We start from the raw sequence: 14,697 nt of genomic DNA, 5'->3' as shown, positions 1-14,697 counted from the left end.
TCATTTGCCCCGTGGAAAAAGGCGTATCCGGTGGCGGGAATCCTGAACAACCGTCATTTCTTGTAGCTATTTTCTTGGGAGTTTTTTTGGGACGCGTAAATAAGCGCGGTCGCATGGGTGCATCGGCGATGTATCGGCAGCCCGCCTCTTGCGGGGACGCGGCCGCTTCCGGCAGGTCCGAGAAGGCCGGCGAGGCTGCTGCATGATTAGCAACTATGGGTTGCAGAAGTCGCGAGCGTTGGGCGTCCATTTACCGAAGCCGGAGGCGACCATGTTGGCAATGACACGGCAGACATAGATCTTCTGCGCGGGATCGTTGTCGGGCCCGGCATGGTAGCGGGCGACGGCCATCGACCAGGTCACGTGACGGGCGTGGAGACTGGCCAGGAACCGTGCCGCGTAGTCGACATTCTGGCGCGGGTCGAGCATGTCGCCGACGCTGCGGAAATGCGAGGCGTGATAGTGGTGGTTGATCTGCATGCAGCCGAGATCGATCAGCGTCTTGCCTTCGCGGCGGGCATTCTCGAACGTTGCCAGGGCCTCGGCCCGGCTCCTGGGGAAGACAGCTTTTCCTTCTATGTTCAAAGCGTTAGGCTGGAGGCTGCCCTTGTTGCCGGTTTCGGTCAGGCCGACGGCATAGAGGATGCCAGCCGGCACGCCGTAGCGATCGGCGGCGCGCAGGATCTCCGGCTCGCAAGGGTTGCCGGCCGCGTTCGCAGCTCCGGCGGCGACGCTAGATAAACATGCCGTCGCCAGTGCGCTCGCTAGCAGGCGAAACAGCACGGCCGATTTCCTGTGCGTCATTTGGGTAGTTCCTTCCCGGCTGCTGACCACCGGAACCGGCATTGCCGCCGCTCGGGTTGCCGGACTGAAACGAGGGCTGTTCACGCCCCGTCGACATCGGCAGGGAACTGCTTGCATCGGCACGGGCGGTTGTGGGGACTGCCATCGAAGGTTGTAGGATCGCGACCTTGTCGACCTCAAATCCGAGCCCACGCAACGACTTGACGATTGCCTCGCTGTCGGCGGTGAGATGGCGGTATGCCTCGTGGGTTTCGGGCTTCAACTCGATCGAAAGCTGCTCGCCGGCAAGCCGCAGGCTGGCGGTGACCATGCCAAGCTCTGCCGGGTGAAGCTCGATCTTCAGAATATGTGTCGGAACGGCAACAGCGCTGGCTATCTGCGAGCTCGCGGAGGCCGTCGAAAACGCCTGTCGCAAGCCGCCGTCGGAAGCGATCGCGTCGATCAGGGACGATGTCGTCTGGTTCATCGGGCTTTGCGCCGGAGCCGGGAAGCTCTGCTCGGCCACGACGTCGATGCGTACGGTGGAGGGGGCCTGTTTTCCCTGTTCGGAAGGCATTGCCGATCTGATGGCCTCAAGGTTCTTCGACCCAGGCGCGGACCGCTTTGCCGGCGATGTCGGCACGTCTGTCGCCGTCTGATCCTTCGGCGGGATCGTTGTGTCGTCATCTGGACGTGACGGCCCCTTGAGGACGGTACCGACGACGTCCGGCTGCCGCAGCTGTCCTGGAAGGCTCACGCCATTCGCGGTGCGTTCGGAGCTTGAGACGGCGCCGGCATCGCGCGCATCAAGACCGGGCGTCGAGCGAGATTTCTTCAAGGGGGAAAGCGGTTGCTGCACGGATGGTGGCTGGCTGTCGAGTGTCGGCTCGGTTGTCTCCCCGTCGGGCGTGGCCGCGCTTCCTTCCGCCTTGGCTGCCGCCGAGAATTGCCGGATGTCATGCAGGGCCATCAGCAATGGCAGGCGGTCCTGAAGCGGTGCCACATTCGCGCCTTGCGCGGCCGGTACCGCGTCGTCGGCTGCCTTGCCCGGATCGGTGTCGGCATCCTCCTTCGGGATCCTGCTGGCGGGCTGTTTCGACGAAGCGGTCCTGGCTGACGGCTCATGGCCGGGCTGCACCTTGCCCAGGCCAGCCGGCGCATTCTTGGTCCATCGTGCGCCCTGCGCCCTGGTGTCGGTCGGCTGGCTTTCCGGTCCGGCCGGCTTCTCGGCGCCGCGCACCATGTCGTCGAAGCTTGATATCTCGCTGCTGCCGTTCGTCGCCGCCGCCTTCGATGGCACGCGTGTGGAAACAAGTCCCGGAAGGGCCTGGCCGAGGCTGGTGGTCATTTCGGAGCGGCTCCAAGCATCTGGTCGATCAGGTCGAGTTGATGGCGCGTGTTGATCATCGCCGCGTCGGTGGGATCGTGCGGATCGAGGTCGGTAGCCGATGCCGACGCCGGTTGCGGCACTGGGGCATCGGTGGACGCGGACGCCAGGGATGGCGCTTCGGCAGGTGCCAGGCCCTCCTCCGCCGGGGAGGCAGGAGCCGCTGCTGGCGCTTCCAACGGCTTTGCGGCAGGGGCGGTTGCTTCCAACGTCGGCTGCTCGGACATCACGCCTTCGACCGGCGGCAGGCCAGCCTCGTCGGATTTGTCCGCGGCGGCGATATCGGTCTCGGGTCTCGGCACTGCCGCGGCAGTGCCGGGTTCTTCGGCGGGAAGAGCGGCGGGCGGCGCGACCACTTCGCGGGCGATGGCTTGAGCGGCATCGAGCAGGTCGCGGTCGCCTTGCGAAAGCCTGCTGCGGTCGATCTTGCCCAGCTTGGCGCGCACGTCGTCGATTGTGCCCGACGTCACGGTGGACAGGCTGGAGTAGAGCTGGGCGCGCGGATCGTTCTCGTTGTTGTTGCCGTTGCGACCCTGCTCGGCCCTGGCCGCGGCAAAGGTGGAGAGATCCGTCAGTCCGTCGATCGCCGCCCGGCGGGCGATGCGCAGATAGATCACCTTCTCGCGTTCGGGATCCATCATCGAGGTGATGTCGGCGAGCTTGTCCTGGCTGATCGCCATGTGCAGCGTGATGATGCCCGAAACGAAAGCATCCGCGAACTGGCTAGCATAGGGCGAATAGAGATAGCTCGCAACATACTGGGTGGAAGCAAGTGCGAAGCGCGCACCGTCGCCCTGCGCCGCGGCGATGCCGACGGAGCGGCGAAGTGCGGCTTCCTCGACCAGCGTGCCGGGGCTGAGCAGGCGGGCGTCGTCGAGCAGAGCGAGTGCCGCGGCCGGCTCCTCGGTGGCGAGCAGCGAGCCCTTGACCAGTGCAACGAAAGCGCCGAGGTCGCTCGGCAGCGTCATCGGATCGATCGGCTTCAGCGCCTCGATCGCCTTGGCCGGCCGGCCGTTCAGATAGTCGATGATACCCTTGGCGATGGCGCGGCTTTGCGGATCCGCTTCGGCGCGCGACGAGGCTGCCTCGACGGTAACCGGGTTGCCACCGCTCATGCCGTAGACGAGCAAGGCGCGGAAATTCTTCGGCTCCCTGAAATCCTCGGCATCCGCGGCGCGCAGCCGCGCGTCGACCATTTCCAGAAGCTTGGCCTGCATCGGCATCGCCGCATGGTCGCCGGCGGCAATGCGGTCCTGCACGAGTTGCAGCGAGCGCACCAGCTGATAGGGCTGTAAGGCCTCCTCGGCGAAGCCGGTCGAGGGCGACCCGGCGGTCAGCAGCAGCAGGCCGATGGCGCGGCCGATGATGGTCGCACCTCTCATCCGCCGCTCGTCATCAGGATCTCGATGCGGCGGTTCGCGGCCGCCATCGGATCGGCGGGATCTTTCGGCTGACGGTCGGCAAAGCCGGCGACCTCGGTGATGCGACGCTCGTCGACGCCGCCACGCACCAGCATGTAATAGGCGGAATGGGCACGCGCCGTGGACAGCCGCCAATTGTCGTAGGTGTCGCTGCGGAACGGCCGCGCGTCGGTATGGCCGTTGATGCTGATCGTGCCCTTCTGGCCGTTGACGATGCGGCCGATCTTCTCCATCGCCAGCACCAGCTCGCGCCTCGGCATGGCCGAGCCGATCTCGAACATACCGAAATCGAGCTGGTCGGTGATCGAGATCACGACACCCTTGTCGGTTGCTTCGACCGAGACGCCGTCATGCAGCTTGTCGCCCGGCTTGAAGGCCTCGGCCAGCTGCTGCCTGACCTCGGCCGCGGCCTTGACGGTGGCGGCGCTCGGCGCCTTTTCGCCGGCATCGGGCTTTGCGGCCTCCTCGGCCTTGACGGTTTCGACCTTTGCCGCGGCTTCGGTCTTCGGGGCCGGCTCGGACTTCGCCACGGCTTCCGGCTTTGTCGCTTCGGTCTTTGCCGGCGACGCCGGCTTCGGCTCCGTTTTGGACGGCGCGGATTTTGCCAATGGCTCGAGAGGTGCTGCCGTCACGGGCGGCGCCGGCGGCACGGCCTTGACCTTCGCCACCTGACTTTCGGCGACCTTGTCGCCGGCCTTCACCGGATCGCCTTCGATCCTGGTGCGCTCGGCACTCGCCTCGGCGCCGGGCGCGGCCACCTGCTGCGACCAGAAGTCCGGCGCGAAGGGATCGCGGTAGGATTCACCGCCGGAGGCACCGGTCGCCGGGCCGGCATTCTGCACCCCGCCATCGCCCTTCTCGCTGACGTTCTGCATCACGCCGGTGTCGGCGGCGATCTCCGACAGGACCGCGTAGGGGTCGGCAAACATCTGTTCATCGGAGCGGTCCGATGCCTGCGAGGATTCCTCGGTCTGCCTTTTGTCCGAAGACCCGGCGGCGCCCTGGCCGTCCTCGCCGGCCTTGCTGGCCCCGTCCTGCGGGTTGTCGGCCGTCAGCCCGACCTTGCTCGGGCCATCGCCGACATCTTCCAGTCCCTTGCGGCTGGAATTGCGGTCGATCAGCTCGACTGGATTGAAGTAGCTGGCGACGGCCGCCTTGGTCTGCTCGTTGGCGGCGTTGATCAGCCACATGACCAGGAAGAAGCACATCATGGCGGTCATGAAATCGGCAAACGCGATCTTCCAGACGCCGCCATGATGGCCGTCGTCGTGGTCGTCGTGATTGCGCTTGACGATAATGATCTCGTGCCTGGCTTCGCCTGCGTCGACAGCGCTCATGACAGGATCTCGGACAGGGAAGCTGACCATTCGGCGATGCGCGTCTCGAAGACCGTTTCATCGATGGCAACGGTCAGGTCGAAACCGTGGCTCTCGACAAAGTCGAGTTGCGCAGCACGCGGGCCAAGAGAGGTCTTCAGCGTTTCGAACAGCGAAAGCGGGCCGCGCACGGCGATGCGCACCGCCTCGGAGTCGGCGATCGCCTCGCCGATGGTGCGGGCAAGAGCCTCGATCGAGCGCTTCTGCAGTTCGTCGGTGACGATGCCGCCGACGATGCGGCCGACCGTGGCGCCGACAAGCCCGGTCAAGCGTGCCTCCATCGCATCGATGCGCGCGGTGACGGCGGCGCCGAGATCGCCGCCGAAGCTGTCGAGAAAGGCTTTCGCTTCCTCGGCATTGGCTTGGCGCTCGGCGTCGAGCGCGGCCTGGTGGTCGACGGCAAGGCACGCTTCCAATGCTGCTTCGGCCTCGGCGACGGCTTCGGCGATCAGTGTGCCGATATCGGCCTGCGGCGTGGGCGCTTCCGGCTTGCGCTCGGCTTCGCTCGCGGGCTGTGGCGGGCCGGCGCGCTGGGTCCGCGTGCCGAAATCCGGCAGAAGGTCGAAGAGGGCGACTGAGGCCATGGTCTATCCCGCGACTTCCTGGGCGGCCCATTTGCGCAGGATATGCGCGGTGCGCTCCTCGTTGATGTCGACCATGCGGGCAAGACGGTCCTGCGGCGCGGGCCTGATCTTCTGGCGAAGGTCGTCAAGCGGAGTGGAGCCGGGGCGGGCGCCCGGCAGAGCGATCGGAGCGGCCGCCGTTTCGAGAGCGGCGGGCTCGGGCGTCGGCAGCGAGCGCTGGACATCGTCGAAGCTCGGTCCGGCGAGGGCAGGCGTTGCCTTTGCCGTCAGCGCCGTGGCCATCGGCCTCAGACCGAAGAAGGCCACCAGGAACACGACGACGATGAAGGCGCCGGCGTTGATGAGGGTGCCGGCATGCGTTCCGATCGATGCCAGCATGCCGGGCTGTTCGATCGGCTCGCCGTCCAGCCCGTCGATGAACTCGACCGCCGAGACGTCGATGACGTCGCCGCGCTTGTCGTCGAAGCCGGTGGCCGATGCCACCATCTTCTGGATGTCGGCAACGCGCTTGGCGATCTGTTCGGGCGTTGCGTCCTTGCCGAGGATGGTCGCCAGCCGCTGCTGGTTGACGACGACGGCGATCGACATCTTGGTGACCGAATAGCCGTTGGAGACGGTGGCGATCTTCTTCGAATTGATCTCGTAGTTGGTGATCTCCTCCTTGCGGTCGTTCTGGGAGGAGGATTGCGGACCCTCGGTGCTGGTGGTCTGGGTTTCCGGCAGGTTCTGCTCGACGCTGGTCGGGGCCGAGGCCTGCTTCTGGTTGTTGTTCTCGTTGGCTCGGACGGACTGCACGGAACGCTCGACGCGCGACTCCGGATCGAAGATCGTCTCTTCGGTCTGGCGGGTGTCGGTGTTGACGTCGGCCTTGACGCTGGCGCGGAAATTGTCGGGACCGAGATAGGGGGTCAGCGCGCGGCGGATGTTGTCGCCGATCTGCGCCTCCACCGTCTGCTCGACGCCCAGCGTGCGGGCGGCGCTGGTGTTGGAGGGGTCGTCGCCGGCGGCCAGAAGGTTGCCGTTGGAATCGAGCACGGTCACCTTGTCGGCCGAGAGACCGGGAACGGCGGCGGCGACGAGATGGCGGATCGACATGGCGCTCTTTTCGGCGTCGATACCGGAATAGCGGATGACCACCGAGGCGGAGGGCTGCTGCTCGTCGCGGCGGAAATTGGCGCGCTCGGACATGACGATGTGGACGCGTGCCGCCTTGATGCCGGCAATCGACTGGATGGTGCGCGCGATCTCGCCTTCCAGCGCCCGCACCCGGGTGATCTGCTGCATGAAGGATGTCAGGCCGAGCGAGCCGACATTGTCGAACAGCTCGTAACCGGCATTGGCGCTGGTCGGCAGACCCTTCTCGGCGAGCAGCATGCGCGCCTGCGCGGTGGTGCCGGCCGGCACCAGCACGGTGGTGCCGTCGGGGCCGACATCGAAGCCGATGCCGGCTTCGCCCAGCACCATGCCGATCTGGTTCACGTCGGAGCGCTCAAGCCCGACATAGAGCGTCTCGTAGGCCGGCCGGTTGAGATAGACCGAGGCGACGCCGATGACGGCCATGACAAGTGCTGCGATGCCAGCCAGCATTGCGAGGCGCCTGACGCCGAATCCCTGGAGATTCGAGATGATGCTCTGGATCTGTTCCGGCACGATTCAGGCGCTCCCAGCATGGATGTCCGTGGGAACTCTAGACCGCGAAGCTTGTGCGAAGATGATAGGCGGAAACGAAAAGGCCGCGCCCGAAGCGCGGCCTTTCAATCCGAAGAGAAAAGCTTGCCAATCCGAATGGAAAAACTTGCTTGGGCCTAGCTCTTGAACAGCGACAGGATGGACTGCGAGTTGCCGTTGGCGATCGACAGCGCCTGGATACCGAGTTGCTGCTGGACCTGAAGGGCCTGCAGACGGGTCGATTCCTTGTTCATGTCGGCGTCGACCAGCGCGCCAACGCCCTTGTCGATCGAGTCGCTCAGGTTCGACAGGAAGCTCTGCTGGGTGTCGATACGCGACTTGGCGGCGCCGAGATAGGCAGCGCCGGTCGACAGTCTGGCAAGCGCGGTTTCAACGTTGCCGAGTGCAGTGTCGATGGCGGCGTCGGCGACTGCAGCTGCGCTCGGATCGAAGAAGGTCGTGGCGAGCAGGCCACCGACGATGCCGCCGGTGCCGGCCACATCGAGAACCTGCGTGTCGGCAGCCGTGACATCGATCGTGTCGATGGTGACGGTCGCGCCGGAGCGGTTGTAGGAAGCGACGATCTTCAGGTCCGATGCGGCCAAGCCGTCATTCTGCAGAAGGTTCGAGCCGGCATAGCTGGCATTGGTGACCGACGACTTAATCTGGTCCTGGATCGCCTTGATTTCGGTCGCGATCTTCTGCTGGTTGTCCTGGCTCGCGCCACGAGCGGTGACGAGCTTGGCCTTGATCAGGTCGACCTGGTCCTTGATGTCGGTGATGGCGGTGTAGGCGGTGTCGACCTTGCCGGCGCCGAGGCCGAGCGAGTCCTGAACAGCCGAAAGCGCCTTATTGTCGGATTTCATCGAGGTGGCGATCGACCAGTAGGCGGCGTTGTCGCTGGCGGTGGCGACGCGGTAGCCGGTCGAAATGCGGGCCTGCGTCGTTTCAAGCTGCTTGTTGGTGGCGTTGAGACTCTGAAGCGCGGTCAGCGCCGCGGCGTTGGTCATGATGCTTGCCAAGATACACCTCTTCTCAAAGCAGGCATGCCTCGCGCATGCCGGTCAACCTGTTCGGCGGGAGCGTCATGCCTGTCGACCAACTGGTGGTCTGCCCGTCCTAAGTGAATGGTTAACCATGAGTATCGTGATATCGTTAATGGCGCGTTAAAACCATGCTTTGACAACGGAAAACGGTAGCATCTTTACAACGAAAATCGGGCCGCGCTGATGGCGCGGCCCGATGCAGATGACTGGAGTCTGGTAAGCGATCAGCCGCGGAACAGCGACAGGATGGACTGCGAGTTGCCGTTGGCGATCGACAGCGCCTGGATACCGAGCTGCTGCTGGACCTGAAGGGCCTGCAGGCGGGTCGATTCCTTGTTCATGTCGGCATCGACCAGAGCGCCGACGCCCTTGTCGATCGAGTCGCTCAGGTTCGACAGGAAGCTCTTCTGGGTGTCGATACGCGACTTGGCGGCGCCGAGCGAGGCAGCGCCGGTGGACAGTGCGCTGAGCGCCGTTTCAACGCTGCCGAGTGCAGTGTCGATGGCGGTGTCGGCGACTGCAGCAGCGCTCGGATCGAAGAAGGTCGTGGCGAGCAGGCCGCCGACGATGCCGCCCGTGCCGGCGACGTCGAGAACCTGCGTGTCGGCAGCCGCGACATCGATCGTGTCGATGGTGACGGTCGCGCCGGTGCGGTTGTAGGAAGCGACGATCTTCAGGTCCGATGTGGCGGCGCCGTCGGTCTGCAGAAGGTTCGAGCCGGCAAAGTTGGCGTTGGTGACCGACGACTTGATCTGCGCCTGGATGGCATTGATTTCGGTCGCGATCTTCTGCTGGTCTTCCTGGCTGGCGCCACGGGCGGTGACGAGCTTGGACTTGATCAGGTCGACCTGGTCCTTGATGTCATTGATGGCGGTGTAGGCGGTGTCCACCTTGCCGGCGCCGAGGCCGAGCGAGTCCTGAACAGCCGAAAGCGCCTTGTTGTCGGATTTCATCGAGGTGGCGATCGACCAGTAGGCGGCGTTGTCGCTGGCGGTGGCGACGCGGTAGCCGGTCGAAATGCGGGCCTGCGTCATTTCAAGCTGCTTGTTGGTGGAGTTCAGGCTCTGCAGCGCGGTCAGCGCCGAGGCGTTGGTCATGATACTGGACATGGCTACTCGTACCTTGTTTTTACACGTGTTTTTTTGACATACCGGCTTGTCCGGTATGACGGTGCGGCATCATGCCAATGATCGTTAGTTGAGATCACCCGCCATCTGGGGGGACTATGCTGGCAAGTCCCTACCAAAGCGCTAAATCGGACGGTTAACCGAAAATATATTGCGGGAAATTCTTGCAGGCGCCGCGTTTGGGCGGGCCGGTCAGCTGAAAGATCGCACCAGGCTGCCGACAAGCAGGTTCCAGCCGTCGATCAAAACAAAGAACAGGATCTTGAACGGCAGCGACACCACGGTCGGCGGCAGCATCATCATGCCCATGGCCATGGTGATGGTGGCGACGATCAGGTCGATGACGAGGAACGGCAGCACGATCAGGAAGCCGATCTCGAAGCCGCGGCGGATTTCCGAGATCATGAAGGCCGGCACCAGGATGCGCAGGTCGACGGTTTCCTTCGCAACGACCTGGCCGCGCTCGCGGGCAAGGTCGGCGAAGAGGTCGAAATCCTTGTCGCGCACATTGCGCAGCATGAAGGTGCGGAACGGATCCGAAATCTTCTCGAACGCCTCGGTCTGGCTGATCTGGTTGTCCATCAGCGGCTTGACGCCGGTGTTCCAGGCCTGGTCGAAGGTCGGTGCCATGACATAGAAGGTCATGAACAGCGACAGCGAGATAAGGATCAGATTGGCCGGCGTCGATTGCAGGCCGATGCCGGCGCGCAGGATCGAGAAGGCGATGACGAAGCGGGTGAAGCTCGTCACCATGATCAGCAGGCCCGGCGCCACCGACAGCACGGTGAGCAGGCCGAACATCTGGATGATGTAGCCGACAGTGGTGCCGTCAGCCTTGCCGATGCCGCCGAGATCCAGCTGCTGGGCTCCGGCGACGGATGTGGCGACGAACAACAGCGCCGCGGCGACGAGGAATTTTCTCATTCGAGCAGCAATGTCCTGATCAGAACCTGTTTGGCATGACCGCCGCTGCGGATGGCGGCGCGCTCCTCGAGGTCGGCTTTCAGATGCTGATAGCCGCTGGCGCCCTCGATCTGATGCAGCTTCATCGTGCGCATCAGGGCCAGCAGATCCTGGTGGATCTCCTCGGTCATTGCCGGCGGCTGCGGCGCGTCATAGACCACCGATGCCTCGAGCCTTATCCAGATCTCCGACGGCGCGGCGAGGTTGGTGGTGATCGGTGGAAGCGCGACAAGCGCCGGTCCGGCGGCCGCTCCCTCACCCTCGGCGCCAGCAGGCTTGCCGGTGCTGCCCTCGTTTTCCGGGGCCGCCGGCACCGGCACCGGCCCGCCAGCGGCTTTCAGATAGCCGCCGGACATCCAGCCCATGCCGATGGCGGCGCCTGTCATCGCCAGAAGCATGGCGAGCTGGATAACAAGGGAAGGTCCCTTTTTTGGCTCGACCTGTTCGACATTCGCCATGGCTTGGTTTCCGCTACCGGCCCGTCCTAGAAGGGCAGGACTTGATCGAGGATCTGCTGGCCGTAAGCCGGCTGCTGGACCTCGCTGACGCGGCCGCGGCCGCCATAGGAGATGCGCGCCTCGGCGATGCGTTCGTAGGGGATGGTGTTCTCGGCGCCGATGTCGGACGGACGCACCATGCCGGCGATGGTCAGCACCCTGAGCTCGTAGTTGACACGCACTTCCTGCGAGCCCCTGATCATCAGATTGCCGTTGGGCAGGACTTCGGTGACGATGGCGGCGACGTTCAGCTCGAGGTTTTCCGAACGCTTGATTTCGCCGTCTGCGTTGGTTTCGGTGCTGGAGCTCAGGCCGGCATCGCCTTTGCCGCTTGTGCTGTTGCCTTCCCATCCGAGCGTGACGTCATAGCCGAGCTTGCGCGCTGCGGTGCGGCTCCTGTCGTTCTGGTTCTTGAAGTTGGCCTTGTCGTTGAGCTTGATGTTGACGGTCAGGATGTCGCCCTCGCGCAGCGCGCGCGGATCGGTGAACAGCCGGCTCTGGCGATCGTCCCACAGCGAGAATTTCTTCACTGGCGCCGGCGGTGCTTCAGGATAGCTGTAGGGGGCGTTGACGCTGCCTGTGATGCCGGAGCCGACCGGTGACAGCGCCGGTTCCCTGCCGACCTCCTTGAGGTCGGTGCCGCAGGCGGACAGCACGGCGACGCCGAGCAGGATGAGCGTTCTGCGGATCATGACGGATCTACCCTTCGCGCGGCGCTGGCCATGATGCCGGTAAGCGCTGCCGCCGCCTTCTGGTCCATTTCGTTGAGGATGACGCCGGCCTTGCGCGAATCGAGTTTCATCAGGATGGCGGCGGCGAGGTCGACATTGACCATCGCCAGGCGTTCGGCCGCGGCGTCGGGCTTCATGCCAGCATAGATCTTGACGACGCCGTCCTCGGCGCGCGCCAGGAACACTTCGCGCCGCTTCAGCCATTGCTCGTATTCGGCGCGTTTTTCCTCCAGCGCCTTCATGCGCTGGTCGATGCCGGCTTGCAGCTCTTTCAGTTCCTGCGCCTGCAGCGCATAGCGGCGGTCGCGCGCGGCGTCGGCGATGTTGGAGCAGAAGCGCTGGATCTCGCTTTCGTCCGGCGCCTTCTCCTTGGCCAGTTGCTGCGGCGCTACCGGCGCTTGCCCGCCGGGCAGCACCTGGCGCACGGCCTCCTCGGTGCGGGCCGGGCCGCCGGCGAAAAGCACAGCCACGAGAGCGCAAACGGTCAGCGCCGGCGCGGCGGTGCGCGGGTTCGGTTTCGCGGAGAAAGGATCGGTCATCGGCATGGCCTATTGGAGAACCAGGTCGGCCTGCAGGGCGCCGGCCGACTTGATGCCTTGCAGGATGGCAATGATGCCGTCGGGCTTGACGCCGAGACGGTTGAGGCCGGAAACGAGTGTTTCGAGGTTGGGCCCGTCGAGCACGGCGACGCGCGCGTCGGGCCTGGTGGCCTCGATGGCGGTGAAGGGCTCGACCGCGGTCTCGCCCTTGGAGAAGGGCTCGGGCTGAACGACCCTTGGCGCCTCGGTGATGCGCACTGTGAGCGTGCCGTGGCTGATGGCGACCCGCGAGATCTTGACGTCGTTGCCGATGACGATGGTGCCGGTGCGCTCGTCGATGACGACACGGGCCGGTGTGTCCGATTCGACGACCAGATTTTCGATCTCGGCGTAGAAGCGCGCCGCCGAAACGTTCTTCGGCCTTCTGATCTGCACGGTGCGGGCGTCGCGTTCGGCGGCCACGCGCATGCCGAACCGCTGCGCGGTGTAGTCGTTGATCGCGTCGGCGATGCGAATGGCGGTCGAGAAATCGGGATTACGCAGCTGCAGGGTGAGCACCGCCTGGTCGTCGAACTCGGCCTGCACCGAACGCTCGACGATGGCGCCGTTCGGCACCCGTCCGGCGGTAGGCACGCCTTGCGTCAGCTGCTCGGCCTGGCCTTGGGCGGTGAAGCCCGAAACAATGACGGATCCCTGTCCGACGGCATAGATCTCGCCGTCCGCGGCCTTCAGCGGCGTCATGATCAGCGTGCCGCCGGCCAGCGATGTGGCGTCGCCCATCGAGGAGACGTCGATGTCGATCCGGGCCCCCGACTGGACGAAGGCCGGCATGTTGGCGGTGACGATGACGGCGGCGACGTTCTTGGCGCGGGCGCTGCCGCCCTCGGTGGCGATGCCGAGGTTTTCCAGCATGGCGCGGATCGACTGTTCGGTGAAAGGCGAATTGCGCAGGCTGTCGCCCGACCCGGCAAGACCGATGACCAGGCCGTAGCCGACAAGCTGGTTGTCACGCGCGCTCTGCAGTTGGGCGATGTCCTTGATGCGTGACGCCACCTGACCCGGTGGCAGCGAGCTCGGCCCGTTCGACACCCGGAACATGCGGCTGGTGGTGGCGGGGTCGTATTCCGGATCGTTGAAGGCGCCGCCGTTCCTGGCGGCGAGGTCGCGCTTGGCCTTGGGGCTCAGCCCGTCGGCCAGTGCCGGCTGCAGGCCGAGAGCGGCCGCCAGCAGAAAGGCAAGTCCGCGAGTCATGTGGCGCTGACCCTGATGGTCCCGTTGGCCATCACCGTACCGGAAATGATCTTGCCGCTGTCGACGTTGCGGACCTTGACGAGGTCGCCGGCAGCACCTGGCTGCAAGGTGACGCCAGAAGCCGAGATGGTCAGCCCGCCGGCGGTGAAATAGATCTGCACCGCAGCGCCCTGCTCGACCAGCCAGGCGTCGCGGATGGCGGCGGTGGGAATGTAGCGGCCGGGCAGCAGCGTGCGCTTGGCGACCTTGCCCTGGAGTTCCTCGGCCCGTGTGGCGACGGCATCGGGCTGGTGCTTGCCCGGCAGCAGCGTCACCTGCTTCAGGGCGCCGAGCTCGACCGTCTCGCCCGGATAGATGACCCGATTGGGGATCAGCACCACGTCGCTGACGGTCTGATTGCTGGCGATCTGATTGGCCGACTGGTTGGCCGTCTCCTGGGCAACAGCCGGCACGCCGCCGGCCACCAACGCCAGGATCAGCGCGGTGCGGCGGAGTGCGGAGCGGGAGGTCGGCGAGGCCATTATCCGTTACCTGATGTTCTTGGACACCACCGAGGCCATGTCGTCGGCGGCCTGGATGACCTTGGAGTTCATCTCATAGGCGCGCTGCGCCGAGATCAGTTCGGTGATTTCCTTGACCGGGTCGACATTGGACGCCTCGAGATAGCCTTGCTCGACCGTGGCGAAGCCCGGGTCGCCGGGCACGCCGACATTGGCCGGGCCCGAAGCCGCCGTCTCCTGGAACAGATTGTCGCCGAGCGGCGCGAGACCCGCTTCATTGGCGAAGTTGGCGAGCTGCAGCTGGCCGAGAAGCTGGAGATCGGTCTGGCCATCGATGCGGGCGAAGACCTGGCCCGTCTTGTTGACGATGACCTCGACCGCGTCGGCAGGCACGGTGATGGCGGGGACGACATTGGCGCCGTCGACGGTCACCAGCTGGCCGGTGGCGTTGGTGTTGAAGGCGCCGGCGCGGCTGTAGAGCGTGCCGCCGTCGGCGCCCTCGATCTGGAACCAGCCCCTGCCGGTCAGCGCCATGTCGAAGCTGTTGCCGGTGCTGGTCAGCTCGCCCTGGGTGTGGACGTTGCGCACGGCCGTCGTCTTGACGCCGAGACCGATCGAGACGCCTTCCGGTACCAGCGAGGTGTTGGCGCGGTTGGGCACGCCCTGCGTGCGGTCGACCTGATAGAGCAGGTCGGAGAATTCGGCCCGCGCGCGCTTGTAGCCGGTGGTGTTGATGTTGGCGATGTTGTTGGCGATGACTTCCAGATTGGTCTGCTGGGCGTTCATGCCGGTGGCGGCGATGGCGAGTGCTTTCATGATGCGCT

General features: G+C 65.1%; 15 protein-coding genes. All 15 read right to left on the bottom strand.

The genetic code is table 11. The features are described from left to right. Window positions 1-213: 213 nt before the first annotated feature. Window positions 214-804: a transglycosylase SLT domain-containing protein gene (locus ACSQ3Z_RS21660; RefSeq protein ID WP_436173311.1), complete on the bottom strand. Its 591-nt coding sequence runs from the start codon at window positions 802-804 to the stop codon at window positions 214-216. Continuing rightward, window positions 734-2,131: a flagellar hook-length control protein FliK gene (gene fliK, locus ACSQ3Z_RS21655; RefSeq protein ID WP_436173310.1), complete on the bottom strand. Its 1,398-nt coding sequence runs from the start codon at window positions 2,129-2,131 to the stop codon at window positions 734-736. The genes ACSQ3Z_RS21660 and fliK overlap by 71 nt, the downstream gene beginning before the upstream one ends. Further along, window positions 2,128-3,552 carry a chemotaxis protein MotC gene (locus tag ACSQ3Z_RS21650; protein WP_436173309.1) on the bottom strand — a complete coding sequence of 475 codons (1,425 nt, stop codon included), beginning with the start codon at window positions 3,550-3,552 and terminating at the stop codon, window positions 2,128-2,130. The genes fliK and ACSQ3Z_RS21650 overlap by 4 nt, the downstream gene beginning before the upstream one ends. After that, window positions 3,549-4,928: a MotB family protein gene (locus ACSQ3Z_RS21645; protein WP_436173308.1), complete on the bottom strand. Its 1,380-nt coding sequence runs from the start codon at window positions 4,926-4,928 to the stop codon at window positions 3,549-3,551. The genes ACSQ3Z_RS21650 and ACSQ3Z_RS21645 overlap by 4 nt, the downstream gene beginning before the upstream one ends. Continuing rightward, entirely contained in the window at window positions 4,925-5,551 is a 627-nt protein-coding gene (locus ACSQ3Z_RS21640; protein WP_436173307.1) for a hypothetical protein, read from the bottom strand. Before ACSQ3Z_RS21640 ends, ACSQ3Z_RS21645 begins: the two co-directional genes overlap by 4 nt. A 3-nt stretch (window positions 5,552-5,554) precedes the next feature. Then, window positions 5,555-7,201 carry a flagellar basal-body MS-ring/collar protein FliF gene (fliF, locus tag ACSQ3Z_RS21635; protein ID WP_436173306.1) on the bottom strand — a complete coding sequence of 549 codons (1,647 nt, stop codon included), beginning with the start codon at window positions 7,199-7,201 and terminating at the stop codon, window positions 5,555-5,557. 155 nt (window positions 7,202-7,356) lie between these two features. Continuing rightward, a complete protein-coding gene (locus ACSQ3Z_RS21630) occupies window positions 7,357-8,241 on the bottom strand; it encodes a flagellin (protein WP_436173305.1) in 885 nt (294 codons plus the stop codon). 248 nt (window positions 8,242-8,489) lie between these two features. Further along, entirely contained in the window at window positions 8,490-9,374 is an 885-nt protein-coding gene (locus ACSQ3Z_RS21625; protein WP_436173304.1) for a flagellin, read from the bottom strand. 210 nt (window positions 9,375-9,584) lie between these two features. Next, complete coding sequence (gene fliP, locus ACSQ3Z_RS21620; RefSeq protein ID WP_436173303.1) at window positions 9,585-10,316, bottom strand: flagellar type III secretion system pore protein FliP; 732 nt, start codon at window positions 10,314-10,316, stop codon at window positions 9,585-9,587. After that, window positions 10,313-10,813: a flagellar basal body-associated FliL family protein gene (locus ACSQ3Z_RS21615; RefSeq protein WP_436173302.1), complete on the bottom strand. Its 501-nt coding sequence runs from the start codon at window positions 10,811-10,813 to the stop codon at window positions 10,313-10,315. Before ACSQ3Z_RS21615 ends, fliP begins: the two co-directional genes overlap by 4 nt. 26 nt (window positions 10,814-10,839) lie before the next feature. Further along, window positions 10,840-11,544 (bottom strand): flagellar basal body L-ring protein FlgH, encoded by a 705-nt coding sequence (gene flgH, locus ACSQ3Z_RS21610; protein ID WP_436173301.1) that lies wholly within the window; start codon window positions 11,542-11,544, stop codon window positions 10,840-10,842. Continuing rightward, window positions 11,541-12,122: a MotE family protein gene (locus ACSQ3Z_RS21605; protein ID WP_436173300.1), complete on the bottom strand. Its 582-nt coding sequence runs from the start codon at window positions 12,120-12,122 to the stop codon at window positions 11,541-11,543. Before ACSQ3Z_RS21605 ends, flgH begins: the two co-directional genes overlap by 4 nt. A 9-nt stretch (window positions 12,123-12,131) precedes the next feature. Beyond that, window positions 12,132-13,373 (bottom strand): flagellar basal body P-ring protein FlgI, encoded by a 1,242-nt coding sequence (locus tag ACSQ3Z_RS21600; RefSeq protein WP_436173299.1) that lies wholly within the window; start codon window positions 13,371-13,373, stop codon window positions 12,132-12,134. Continuing rightward, entirely contained in the window at window positions 13,370-13,894 is a 525-nt protein-coding gene (gene flgA / locus ACSQ3Z_RS21595) for a flagellar basal body P-ring formation chaperone FlgA (protein ID WP_436173298.1), read from the bottom strand. The genes ACSQ3Z_RS21600 and flgA overlap by 4 nt, the downstream gene beginning before the upstream one ends. 6 nt (window positions 13,895-13,900) lie before the next feature. Further along, window positions 13,901-14,689, bottom strand: a complete 789-nt coding sequence (flgG, locus tag ACSQ3Z_RS21590; protein ID WP_006204090.1) for a flagellar basal-body rod protein FlgG — start codon at window positions 14,687-14,689, stop codon at window positions 13,901-13,903. Window positions 14,690-14,697 lie beyond the last annotated feature (8 nt).

The organism is Mesorhizobium sp. LjNodule214 (genome assembly GCF_964252735.1).
GTDB lineage: Bacteria > Pseudomonadota > Alphaproteobacteria > Rhizobiales > Rhizobiaceae > Mesorhizobium.
This window is presented reverse-complemented; position numbering and strand designations above follow the sequence as displayed.